Source organism: Psychrobacter submarinus (assembly GCF_904846685.1).
Lineage (GTDB): Bacteria > Pseudomonadota > Gammaproteobacteria > Pseudomonadales > Moraxellaceae > Psychrobacter > Psychrobacter submarinus.
In genome coordinates this window covers 310,954-323,498 of the sequence record NZ_CAJHBQ010000003.1, presented here as the reverse complement: position 1 = coordinate 323,498, position 12,545 = coordinate 310,954, and the positions used below count along the sequence as shown (strand labels likewise).

At 45.6% G+C, this 12,545-nt stretch carries 8 protein-coding genes; 6 read left to right on the top strand and 2 right to left on the bottom strand.

Annotated features, from left to right (window positions below):
• The first annotated feature begins 145 nt into the window (after positions 1 to 145).
• The 5 genes from JMY03_RS10635 (at position 146) to JMY03_RS10615 (ending at position 6,657) form a co-directional block, all read left to right on the top strand.
• Complete coding sequence (locus JMY03_RS10635; protein ID WP_201603599.1) at positions 146 to 1,804, top strand: TolC family protein; 1,659 nt, start codon at positions 146 to 148, stop codon at positions 1,802 to 1,804.
• A 97-nt stretch (positions 1,805 to 1,901) separates the two neighbouring features.
• A complete protein-coding gene (locus JMY03_RS10630; protein ID WP_201603597.1) occupies positions 1,902 to 2,780 on the top strand; it encodes a YihY/virulence factor BrkB family protein in 879 nt (292 codons plus the stop codon).
• 158 nt (positions 2,781 to 2,938) lie between these two features.
• Entirely contained in the window at positions 2,939 to 4,126 is a 1,188-nt protein-coding gene (locus JMY03_RS10625; RefSeq protein WP_201603595.1) for an HlyD family secretion protein, read from the top strand.
• A 12-nt stretch (positions 4,127 to 4,138) separates the two neighbouring features.
• Complete coding sequence (locus tag JMY03_RS10620) at positions 4,139 to 5,422, top strand: ABC transporter permease (protein ID WP_201603593.1); 1,284 nt, start codon at positions 4,139 to 4,141, stop codon at positions 5,420 to 5,422.
• Positions 5,422 to 6,657, top strand: a complete 1,236-nt coding sequence (locus JMY03_RS10615) for an ABC transporter permease (protein WP_201603591.1) — start codon at positions 5,422 to 5,424, stop codon at positions 6,655 to 6,657. The genes JMY03_RS10620 and JMY03_RS10615 overlap by 1 nt, the downstream gene beginning before the upstream one ends.
• An 87-nt stretch (positions 6,658 to 6,744) precedes the next feature.
• Here JMY03_RS10615 and sthA read toward each other — a convergent pair whose 3' ends face one another.
• Positions 6,745 to 8,394: a Si-specific NAD(P)(+) transhydrogenase gene (sthA, locus tag JMY03_RS10610; protein WP_227675602.1), complete on the bottom strand. Its 1,650-nt coding sequence runs from the start codon at positions 8,392 to 8,394 to the stop codon at positions 6,745 to 6,747.
• Positions 8,395 to 8,593: 199 nt separating this feature from the next.
• Complete coding sequence (gene ppsR / locus JMY03_RS10605) at positions 8,594 to 9,433, bottom strand: posphoenolpyruvate synthetase regulatory kinase/phosphorylase PpsR (RefSeq protein ID WP_201556942.1); 840 nt, start codon at positions 9,431 to 9,433, stop codon at positions 8,594 to 8,596.
• Positions 9,434 to 9,975: 542 nt separating this feature from the next.
• On the opposite strand from ppsR, the gene ppsA reads away from it, so the two are divergent.
• Positions 9,976 to 12,360, top strand: a complete 2,385-nt coding sequence (gene ppsA, locus JMY03_RS10600) for a phosphoenolpyruvate synthase (RefSeq protein ID WP_201603589.1) — start codon at positions 9,976 to 9,978, stop codon at positions 12,358 to 12,360.
• Positions 12,361 to 12,545: the final 185 nt, after the last annotated feature.

Below are 12,545 nucleotides of genomic sequence, written 5' to 3'. Positions count from 1 at the left end.
ATAGCCGTTGTCACTTTATAATCCTTGCAACTTTATAAACCCTATAACAACGCTTAGTCTAAACCTAAAACTGGTGTGTCAACCCTAACAGGGCTATAATGCCCTAAATTCAGCACGACATCTTGATAAGTGGTTTACCTCTATTATGAAATTTGCGTTATTGTCTCTACCTTCTATGATAATCACTTTGATGCTCTCTTGCGCTTCCGGTCAGGCTTTAGCGGATAGTTATACGCCTGCCACTTCTCAGGCAACTACGCAAATTGTAGATAGCGCTACTTCTGTAAGTACTGCTATAAATAATACTAGCTACCTTGCCGCAGAGCCACTAGCAGCGAGCGCGACTCTAGACACCCTCATTGACCCTATTACCCATAAAAGTGTTGCCAATAGCTACCCGTTAGAGGTATCTAGCTTTTTGAGCTTGGAGCAAGCACAGAATACCTTATTTCAAGTGTCGCCGAAACTCGCCGCTAATCAAGCTGCTATCGCCGCTAGCGAATATCAGACAGACGCCCTTGCGACAGTAGATCGGCCGTTTGTGTTCGCGCAGTTATCTGCCAATGCCTATAGGGTACAAGAAGATATCGACTTATCCTCGCTTAGAAATCGAGTCATTGATGGCGTCAATAATGTGGGCAATGACTTTAACAGCCCAGGCATAAGTAATGTAGCGCCGCCTATTCCGCCGGTACCAGACTTGCCTAATTTTGGTGAGATCATCGGTGAGCGTATTCCAGACTCTTATGATTTTAACCGTTCAGGCTCCACGACAGGGGCAGGTCTTGGAGTGGCGTGGCCGGTGTATACCGCTGGGCGCACTGCAGCGCTAACCGGAGCTTCTAATGCGCGTACGCAAGAAGCGGTCGCTGATAGTATATTAGACAAAAACGAGCTATATAATACGCTTATTGAGCGCTACTTTAGGGCGCAATTGGCGATTATTGCCGCTTACTTACGTGAAGATGCTTATGATACCCTGCAACAAACCGACTATACTGCGCAGCGCTTATTCGAAGAAGGCTTTATTTCGCGGGTCGATCGTCTGCAAGCCCAATCCGCGCTTGCCGATGCAAAAAGCGAGTCTATCAAAGCCAACAACGATGCTCGTCTAGCAATGATTGCGCTGCAGCGTTTATTGCGCACTGATTACCGTATCAAACCGACGACCCCGCTGTTTGTCTCAAGCCAGCCTTTGAGCGATGTCAGCTACTATCAGAACTTAGCGCTTACCAACCATCCAGGACTACAAAAAGTGGCGGCAAAGCGCGCGCAAGCGCAGCAGCTTCGAGCGTTATCAGACACAGGCTATAAGCCAACCGTACTACTCTATGGTTTTAGTCAAGTTGAAAAAGACCCGAGCTGGATTGCGGGGGTATCTGCCAGTTGGAAGCTGTTGGGCGGGCTGGATAAAACCGCATCGTTAGCTGCTAGCGATGCGCGCATCCGTCAAGCCGATTTATCTGAGATTGAGGTCAGCGACAATCTTTTATTATTGGTCGAAAAGAACTGGAATGATGTCAATAACGCTCAAGCTCGGTATCAAGCACTACAGAGCAATGTCGATCTGGCCCAAGAGGTACTGCGTCTACGCCGTTTAGGACTGCAAGAAGGTGTAAACACCACCATCGATGTGGTACAAGCACAGACTCAAGCGCTCAAAGCGCGTACCGAACAAGCGCAAGCAGCCAATGACTATGTACAAGCATTGGCCAGTTTGATGCAAAGCTGTGGTACGCCGCTTGCTTTTAATACGTATCTTAACGCTGCTGATATCAGGTTACCGACTTTATATACTCAATAACGTCAAAACTAATAAAACTTGTAACCTTATTTACTGCCTGTGAGTGCTTATACTATTTGACTCTTATGCTATTAAACCCCCTACTACGAATAATACTATGAATAATACTATGAATAATCCAACTGCTAAAATTAAAAAGCTACCAACGCAGCTATTAAAGACGTGGGGCGATGCCAATAATTCTAACGTTTGGGCGCATTGTGCTAGCGTAGGATTTTTTGGGTTTTTATCTATCTTTCCAGTAATGGCGGTATTTGTACTGCTGTACGGTCTTATTTTTTCGCCGGCTGAGATGCAAGAGCAGATCAATTTTTTGCGCCAATTTATACCGCCATCCGTTTATGATGTGCTTAACGCCCGCCTTAGTCAGTTAGTCTCTAATACCAGCACACGCTTGACCTTCAGCCTTCTACTATCTAGTGTGTTAGCGCTTTATGCCGGCTCTAAAGGGATCAAGTCCTTAATCATTTTGATTAATCTTGCTTTTGGTATCACCCAAGAGCGCGGCTTTATACAAAAAACCATTCGAGCATTGGGTTTAACCTTTGCTGCATTAGTGGTGTTGATCGTAGCGATCTCCTCAATTGCGCTTATTCCACTGCTTGCGAACAACTTTCCTTTTCCACAAATCGCTAAGACTATCGCGCTTTGGAGCCGTTGGCCGGTATTGGCTATTATCATATTTGTCAGCCTATTGGGTCTCTATCGTCTCGCGCCGAATCGTGATGCTATAGCGCTCAAAAATCTAATGCCAGGGGCTGCTGTTGCTACGGTACTGTGGATGTTATTGTCGGTATTTTTTTCAATCTATGTACAAAACTTTAATAACTATAGCGCTGAGTTTGGAGCTTTATCAGCGGCGGTAGTTATTATGCTTTGGCTTTATTATTCAGCCTTTATTATCGCATTTGGCGCTATTTATAATTATGAGAGCATAGAAGACTCTAAACCTTATGCTATTCGTGTCTACCCATAACCAATGGATTGTGTAAAAACGATTATGGATCGAAGCGCGTTATGACACTTTAACGCGCTATGACACTTTTAAGGCATTCGACCTATATTAACATTCATTTTCTTAGCTTTTATACTCATTTTTCACTTCTTACTCACTTGCTTTAGGAACGTTATATCATGGCTAACTCTCATAACGACGCTGATGATGTCAATACATTAGATCCGGTTCATGATAACAAACCCTCTGATAATGCTGAGGAACTAGAGAAAACGACGGCGCCCTATCCACATAAAAAATCAGCAGACAAGGCTGCAAATATAAAAAAAGCTGTCTTTGCACTCGTGCTATTAATAGTACTGGCAGTTATCGCTTATGGCCTATACAAAAGCAGTCAGTCAAGCGCACCTGAGAGTATTACGTTGCAAGGTCAGATGCAAATGAAGCAGACCTCTATCGCGGCCAAAGTACCTGGACGTATCGCCCAGATATTAGTCACCGAAGGCGATAAGGTCGAGGCCGGACAGCAGCTCATTGAGATGGACTCGCCAGAGATCAATGCCAAGGTCAACCAAGCACGAGCAGGTCTCGATGCCGCACAAAGCCAGTTAGATAAAGCAGAAAATGGCGCTCGCCCGCAAGAGATCGCGCAGGCAAAGGCCGCTTGGCAAGCCAATAAAGCCGCCTCAGACTTAGCCGCCAACACCTATGAGCGGGTCAACCGTCTTTATCAAGAAGGTCTAATGGCGCGGCAGAAGCGCGATGAAGCTTATGCTAAGTATCTTGCCACTCAAGATCAAACTGAAGCGGCGCGTTTGCAATATGATCTGGCGTTAGAAGGCGCGCGTAGTGAAGATAAGTCGGCCGCTAATGCGCAAGTGGCGCAGGTCGAAGCTAAGCTTGAAGAGGCGTTGGTCGCCAAAGAAGAAGCCAATCTAAAAAGCCCTATCGCTGGAGTGGTAGATAATGTCATCGTCAGTAATGGTGAGGTCATCGGTCAAGGCGTACCCATACTGACTTTAGTCAATACCGATGACCAATGGGTGGTCCTTAACGTAACCGAAGATCATCTGAATCGGTTCGCCATCGGGCAACAGTTTACCGGCACCATCCCGGCTTTATCTGCATCCAATCGCCCTTATACTAAGACCTTCACTGTCTATGCTTCGTCTAGCTTATCGGATTTTGCCACTTGGCGACCGACTAATAATGATGACGGCTTTGATGTGCGCACTTTTGAGATAAAGGCTCGGCCAAATACCGCTGATGCGCGCATTCGTTCAGGCATGAGTGTGTTAGTAGATATCGATCCGCAAACAACGACTGCAGCAAACCCTTCCCAAAACTCAAACCCTTCCCAAAACTAAGAGTCACGAATCATGCGTCTGATACAAGCGTTTGTACGCAGTGCTAGTTATGAGCGGCGGTTTTTACAAAAAAACCCTTGGGATTTGGCGATGATTTTGTGGATTCCTCTAGCGACGATTTTGTTAGTCTGGTGGATTTTTTCACAAACGCAAATCACTGATCTAACGATTGGCGTGATTGATGAAGATAATGGTCCTGTGGCTAATACCTTAACTCGCTATTTGGACGCGCATCCCAACCTTGAGGTTGCCAGTCTTTATAGCTCGGCTGCTAGCGCTGAAGCCGCTATCTTGCAACGCGATATCTACGCCGTCGTGGTGATTCCAGATGATTTTTCGACTAACATTTTAGCCAGCAAACCTGCGCCGGTACTACTACAAGTCAATGCACAATACGGCACGCACTCTGGCATCATTCAGACCAGCGTCCAAGCCGTTACCGCCACGCTATCGGCTGGCGTTGAGATTCAACGTTTAGTCAAGCAAGGCATGGTACCCTCTGAGGCTGCCATCAACTACTCACCTATCAGTATTCAGCGTACTAGCCTATTTAATACGGTGAATAACTATCAGCAGTTTTTGGGCTCAACGGTGATTCCTGCGTTATTACACATCTTAGCGATGGTCATTGGTGCCACTACTATCGGTCGCGAGCTACGCGATAAGCAGCTTGGTCGTTGGTATCGCTTTATTGATACTGGGCGTCCTAACTTAAATACTGACAATTCTCCTGAAGCTCATACAATTGCTCAGGCTAATTTAGCGGATAGGACAACTTATATTCCTACCTCTAAACCTAGTCTGCTCGTGCTGTTTTTCGGTTTACTTGGTAAGTACTTTTGGCCGCTACTGGCGTATTGTTTATGGGCGGCACTCGCCTTATGGCTTGCGACCATGCGAGAGGATCTAAGCTTTGATTCTATAGCGCTTACTTATCTAGCTTTTATCACTTTGATGTTTTTATCGTTTTGGCTGGGCGCTTTTTTTACTTTAGCCTCGTTTTCTTTGCGTATGGGCTTATCAGCGACGGGTTTTATCTCAGTGCCCTCTTACGCTTTTGCTGGGGTGACTTACCCTTATATCGCTATTACCGATAGCGCCAAACATTGGGCAGACGCTCTGCCCTTGACCCATTATCTACAGCTGCAGATTGCACAAATACAGATGCATGCTCCGGTAGCGCTATCAGAACCGATCATCTACGGTCTACTGTTAGCGGTGCTTATATTAATGCTGCTCTCAGTACTCTGTGCTAAGCGTGCTTTAGCGCATCCTGAGCGCTGGGGAGCCCGCTGATGACAAAACCATCTTTTGAGCAAAGTAAGAAAGCGCCTATAGACTCAGCATCTTTAGACAAAAGTGCTACGCAAACCGTTGATAATGCGATAGCCGATACTTTTTGGGCAAACTTTAAGCAGACCCTCGTCGATGTCTTTAAAGATAAAGGCGTGCTTTTGATGCTCATCATTGCGCCAATTATTTATGGCTTTTTTTATCCTTGGCCTTACTCTTCAGAAGTCGTCAATAACGTCCCTGTCGGCATTGTTGATTATGATCGTAGCGATTTATCTCGTACGATCAGCCGCTATGCTAGTGCTAGCCCGCAGTTGAACACCGTAAACTTCGTGGATGAGCAGCAAGCCAAAAAAGCCATCTGGAGCGATGAGATAGCAGGATTTATGATTATCCCAGCCGGACTTGAACAGCAAGTGATGGCAGGCAAAGCGGCTAGTGTTAGCGTACTGGGTAACGGCGGTTATTTTTTATTAAATAAAAACGTACAAACCGGTTTTTTGCAAGCGGTCAGCACCGTCTCAGCAGGAATTGAGGTGAAAAAAAGCGTAGCACAAGGGGCTTATATGCCGACTGCCGCGCAAAACACCCAAGCGGTACCGTTACAGATCGTGCCTTTATATAATCAGACCGAAGGCTACGGCGCCTACGTGGTGCCAGCGGTATCTATTATTATATTGCAGCAGACCTTACTGATAGCGGCCGCGATGCTCGTAGGTACTTGGTTTGAGATGCGTCGCCATACTACTAGTATTGCTGGCTGGCTAGGACGTATTGCAGCCCTTAGTACGTTGAGCTTTGTGGTTGGCTGCTTTTATTATGGCTGGGCGTTTGAGCTGCATAACTACCCGCGCGGCAAAAACATGCTCGGTAGTCTGCTATTTTTACTGATATATTGTCCGACGGTAGCGACGCTTGGCTGTGTGTTTGGCTTATGGCTGCGTCAACGCGAGCGCAGTATGCAGGTTTTGATTTTTAGCTCATTACCGGTATTTTTTATGAGCGGTTACCCGTGGCCGGCCAATCAGCTACCAGAGGTTTTGCAAATCGTGCGCTGGCTTGTGCCAACGACCCCTGCTATCAATACTTCGGTACAGCTTAACCAAATGGGCGCTAGCATCGCGCAAGTAGCGACTGGTTTTTATGCTTTGCTTGGCTTATGGGTCTTTTATTTTATAGTCTTATTACTGCTTCGGCGGCGATTGGCACAAAAAGATAGTGCGGTTTATAAGATATAGTCCGCTTCAATTAAAACGATGCAAAAAAAGCGCCTGCAAAATAGACAGACGCTCTTCTACCTTTAATACTTCATGCACCCTTAATACCTAAAACACGCGATTAAGACCATTGAGCGCCGCCACGCGATAAGCTTCTGCCATCGTTGGGTAGTTAAAAGTAGTATTCACAAAATACTCAAGCGTAGCATGACATTTCATCACCGCCTGCCCAATATGAATAATCTCTGAGGCGTGATTGCCGTAGCAATGAATCCCTAATATCTCCAAAGTCTCCCGGTGGAATAGTATCTTAAGAACGCCGGTACGCTCACCAATGATTTGCGCGCGCGCCAGATGCTTAAAGAAGGCTTGACCGACTTCATAAGGCACTCGCTCATCAGTGAGCTCCTGCTCGGTCTTACCGATACTCGATATCTCAGGAATCGTATAAATCCCTGTTGGCACGCTTGAGACGGGTTCGGCATCGCTATCACCAACCATAAAGGCGGCTGCACAGCGCCCCTGGTCATAAGCAGCCGAGGCTAGCGAAGGCCAACCTATCACGTCGCCAGCAGCATAGATATTATCCACTTCGGTACAATAATGATCATCAACTTTGAGCTGACCGCGGCTATTGGCTTCTAGGCCGATTGCCTCTACATTAAGACCTTCAGTATTACCAGAGCGCCCGTTTGACCAAAGAATAGCATCAGACTTGATTTTTTTACCACTCTTTAGATGAAGAACGACATGATCGTCATGCGTCTCTAGATGATCGATCTCTTCATTGTTACGAATGAGCACGCCAAACTGTCTAAAGTCATGCGCTAGCGCATCACTAATCTCACTATCGAGATAGTTCAGTAGCTTGTCTTGGTTATTAATCAAGTCGACTTTATAGCCAAGTCCCGTAAAAATAGAGGCATACTCACAGCCAATAACCCCCGCGCCGTAGATGATGATCTTTCTGACCACATAATCCATCTGTAGAATTTTATCAGAGTCAAAAACGCGCGGATGATCGAAGTCTAAGATCTCAGGCCGATAAGGACGACTGCCTACGGTGATAATGGCTTTATTAAAGGTGACGGTTTCAAAGATATTTTCATCAGTTTCAACCTTTAAGGTGTGCTTATCGACGAAACTTGCCCAGCCTTGAATGACGTCGATCTGATTACGCTCATAAAAACGCTTGTGCGTACTGACTTGGTCGCGTATCACGCGGCGCGCGTTGGCTAGTACCTTATTGAGCGGTACGCGCTCATACTCTAGCGCTTTGGTAAACATAGGATCGCGGCGAAAGTTAATGAGGTTAAAAACCGATTGACGCAGTGCCTTACTCGGAATGGTGCCAACGTGCGTCGAGTTACCGCCGACTTGCTCACGAGGGTCAATAACCGCGACCTTTTTGCCAGATTTTGTTAGCTTCATTGCCGCCGCCTCACCAGCAGGGCCTGCTCCTAAGACCACAGCATCATATTCAAATTCATGCTTATCGCTTTTGATACGCTGTGAGTCTTTGGTAAACTCTGATTTGATATCGATACGCTTATCATCTAGGGGGTTGACTAAGTCAGGATGATGCATGATGTCATCATTCACTTGTTCATGCGTTTGCTCGATTTTTTCTTTTTTACTGGCGTCTGTGGTTTGCTCAGGCGCTGTATTTGGCGCGCTGCCGCTATCTTTATTTGAGACTTCGGTGCTAGTATCTAGACCGGTGTCATTGGTGTCGTCACCTTTATTCTTGCTGGCCATCGTAACCTCTTTATTAGTTTATGTGGTTTTTAATATTTATACTTTATCTTATGACTTTTGAGGATGCCCACCGTACTCGATGAGTCCTAATTTTGCAATGTCCTTAATGAGCAATGTCTCTTATTAGCAGTATCTCTTATTAGTATAGTCAGGCTTGGATTACGGAACTCATACTATTGACTCATAGATATGCATTTTGCTAACCAATGCGACGCTTGAGACCTGTCATTTGCAGTATGCGAGTCGCAATCTCTTCAACAGACATCTCAGAGACATCCAAGTTCGGGATACCTTGAGAGATATAAATGCCTTGTATCGCGCGCTGCTCTTGCTGCACTTGTTGATAGCTAGAATACCGGCTACCGGCGCGGCGCTCTTGGCGAATTTTTACTAGCCTATCGGTATTAATCACTAGCCCAAACAGCTTGTCCTTATGCTCGCGCAAGGATTTTGGTAATTGATTGTCGTACAGATCATCTTCAGTCAGCGGATAGTTGGCCGCCCGAATGCCGAATTGTAAGGCTAAATAAAGCGACGTTGGCGTTTTTCCTGAGCGAGAAACTCCAATAAGAATAATATCCGCCATATTATAGTGACGGGTACGCGCGCCATCATCATTATCCAAGGCAAAGTGCACCGCATCGATACGCTCTTTGTAAGTCTCAGAATCAACATTATCATGCGCGTGGCCTGAGTGACCATCCGGCTCAACACCCATCTCTTCAGCGATACGGCCAATCAAACCCTCGTACATATCTAAATTACAGCTTTTGGCAGAATTCACTGTTTCGCGAATCTCAGGGCTGACGATAGTATCGAACACCAGCGGTAATAAGCCGTCGCGCTGATACGCCATATTGATCCGAGCCACCGCATCCTCAGCACGCTCGATACTATCGACATAAGGCAGAACATGTGTTTCAAAAGGCACAGAAGCAAACTGACTTAGAATCGAGCGCCCCAAAGTTTCAGCGGTAATCGCCGTACCATCAGAGATAAAAAACGCACTTCTAATCGTTTGCGAGTTATCTAAGCTCATAGCATGCCGGTTCTGAATAGTTGGTTTATCTGGTTCAGAGGGATTATTAAAATACATAACGGACAACCTTAAAGCTCTATGAAGTGTTTATTAATGAGAAGCAACTATTTTTTAGCCACTCTATTTAATCGCTCTATTTTTTGATGGTGACTGGTGGCTTGCTAAACCTAAGTGAGTTATTTAATAGTAATGCCTTACATTATACTCATAATAGCGCCTGAATAGGAATCGATGTTGAGGGCAAAATGTACCAGTGCCTTTAAAGTAAAAACTATCCACTACTCTGTTTTGTCTTAGCGATTTACTTTGCTATTTTTGTTGTGATTTGCTATTAAGTTTTAGCAATATTCTCACTACATGTAGGTTACTGATAATACATCTCGTTGCTATTACAGTAGCCGCTGAGCTACAAAGACGTAAAAAACTCTAAATTTTGTATCTTTTTTCAAAGTTTTTACCTTATCCTCTCGAAATTCGCAAAATATAGGCGTATAATCCACCTTTATAATCCTTACTAAATAACCTTATTTTTTGGAGTTATCATGGCAGCGCAATCTACAGCACTTGTAATCAATCTTGATCAGTTAGGAAAAGACGATATTGAGATGGTCGGTGGTAAGAACGCCTCTCTTGGCGAGATGATTAGCCACTTATCAGATTTAGGTGTTAGCGTTCCTGGCGGCTTTGCCACCACCTCAAATGCTTTTAACCGTTTTTTGAACGAAACAGGTCTGCTTGACAAGATCAACAGCGAGCTGAAAACCTTAGACATTAATGACGTCAATAAGCTTGCTGCTACGGGTAAAAAAATCCGTAATTGGATTGTCGAACAAGAGCTGCCAGCAGATCTTGAAGCTGAGGTGCGTAAATCGTTTGAAGTGATGAGTGGCGGCGAAGACATCGCGGTTGCGGTACGCTCTTCTGCGACTGCAGAAGATTTGCCAGATGCTTCATTTGCCGGTCAACAAGAGACTTATCTAAATATTCGCGGTATTGATAACGTTCTTATCGCTATTAAAGAAGTGTTTGCCTCACTATACAACGATCGCGCGATCTCTTATCGTGTACACAAAGGCTTTGAGCACGAAGGCGTCGCTTTATCTGCAGCCGTTCAGCGTATGGTGCGCTCAGAGACAGGTGCAGCGGGCGTGATGTTCACTCTAGATACCGAAAGCGGCTTTGATCAAGTGGTGTTTATCACTTCAAGCTATGGCCTCGGTGAGATGGTCGTACAAGGCGCGGTCAACCCTGATGAGTTCTATTTATCTAAGCGTCTACTTAACGATGGCAAACCCTCTGTCATCCGCCGCAACTTAGGTAGCAAGCACAAAAAGATGATTTATGGTGATGAAGGTAGCACCGCTAAATCAGTCAAAGTCGTTGATGTCGAAAAAGAAGAGCGTATGCAGTTCTCTTTATCTACTGAAGAGCTGACCTCTCTTGCCAAGCAAGCGATGACTATTGAGCAGCACTATGGTCAAGCGATGGATATCGAGTGGGCCAAAGATGGCGATAGCGGCCAGATCTTTATTGTGCAGGCGCGTCCTGAAACGGTCAAGAGCCGTCAAGACAGCAATGTCATGGAGCGTTATGTCATCAATACTGGTGATGCCAAAGTATTATGTGAAGGTCGCTCAATCGGACAACGTATCGGCGCCGGTAAAGTCCGCGTTGTCAGTAACCTAAACGAGATGGATAAAGTCGAAGACGGCGATATCTTAGTCTCTGATATGACCGATCCTGATTGGGAGCCGGTCATGAAGCGCGCTTCAGCCATTATCACCAACCGTGGTGGCCGTACTTGTCACGCCGCTATCATTGCGCGTGAGCTTGGCGTACCCGCTATCGTTGGTTGTGGTAACGCCACCGAGCTATTGGTTGATGGTCAAGACGTCACTGCCTCTTGCGCTGAAGGCGACACTGGCTTTATCTATGAAGGTCAGCTTGATTTTGATATCCAAACCAACTCGATTGAGTCTATGCCAGAGCTGGCGTTCAAAGTGATGATGAACGTTGGTAACCCTGATCGCGCCTTCTCCTTTGCCCAAATGCCTAACGAAGGTATCGGTCTTGCGCGTTTAGAGTTCATCATCAACCGGATGATTGGCGTGCATCCAAAAGCACTACTGAACATGAACAGCCTGCCACGTGAGATCTCACAAGCGATCAATGAGCGTATTTCAGGCTATGCTTCACCTGTTGATTTTTATGTCGATAAGCTGGTCGAGGGTATCTCAACGCTAGCCGTTGCCTTTATGGATCAGCCGGTTATCGTACGGATGTCAGATTTTAAATCGAACGAATATGCCAATCTTTTAGGTGGTAAATTGTACGAGCCATCAGAAGAGAACCCAATGCTTGGTTTCCGCGGCGCGAGTCGTTATGTCTCTGACAACTTCCGTGACTGCTTCGAGCTTGAGTGTAAAGCGCTCAAACGCGTACGTGACGAGATGGGTCTGACCAACGTCGAGATTATGATTCCTTTTGTGCGTACTGTTGATGAAGCGGCGCAAGTCATTGAGCTATTAGAGAAAAATGGCCTAAAGCGCGGCGAGAACGGTCTACGTGTCATTATGATGTGCGAGCTGCCGACCAACGCCTTACTAGCAGACGAGTTCTTAGAGCATTTTGATGGCTTCTCTATCGGTTCAAACGATTTGACTCAGTTGACGCTAGGTCTAGATCGCGACTCAGGTATCGTCTCACATCTATTTGATGAACGTGATCCTGCCGTGAAAAAACTATTAAAGATGGCAATTGATGCCTGCCGTAAGCAAAACAAATATGTCGGCATCTGTGGTCAAGGTCCATCAGACCATCCAGATCTAGCGTTTTGGCTCATGGAGCAAGGTATCAGCTCGGTATCATTGAACCCTGATTCAGTACTTGATACTTGGTTCTTCTTAGCTGGTGAAGAGGCTAAATAGTTACTAAATAGTTACCTAGGAGATATGAGCTTTAGGTAGCGATAAGCATAATACAGCTACTATTAAAGATCGTAACTAGTCACTATTATTAGGGTTTGCTTGCTATTCATCATTAGTTTTGATGAAATAGCGAGCAAACCCTAAACTGTATTTACCCTATAGTGAAATACTAACCTTGTTATAAG

Coding starts and splice junctions, on each gene's coding strand:
- sthA (WP_227675602.1), bottom strand. CDS start 8,394: ATGGCCAGCAAGAATAAAGGTGACGACACCAATGACACCGGTCTAGAT.
- JMY03_RS10615 (WP_201603591.1), top strand. CDS start 5,422: ATGACAAAACCATCTTTTGAGCAAAGTAAGAAAGCGCCTATAGACTCA.
- ppsA (WP_201603589.1), top strand. CDS start 9,976: ATGGCAGCGCAATCTACAGCACTTGTAATCAATCTTGATCAGTTAGGA.
- JMY03_RS10635 (WP_201603599.1), top strand. CDS start 146: ATGAAATTTGCGTTATTGTCTCTACCTTCTATGATAATCACTTTGATG.
- ppsR (WP_201556942.1), bottom strand. CDS start 9,433: ATGAGCTTAGATAACTCGCAAACGATTAGAAGTGCGTTTTTTATCTCT.
- JMY03_RS10630 (WP_201603597.1), top strand. CDS start 1,902: ATGAATAATACTATGAATAATCCAACTGCTAAAATTAAAAAGCTACCA.
- JMY03_RS10625 (WP_201603595.1), top strand. CDS start 2,939: ATGGCTAACTCTCATAACGACGCTGATGATGTCAATACATTAGATCCG.
- JMY03_RS10620 (WP_201603593.1), top strand. CDS start 4,139: ATGCGTCTGATACAAGCGTTTGTACGCAGTGCTAGTTATGAGCGGCGG.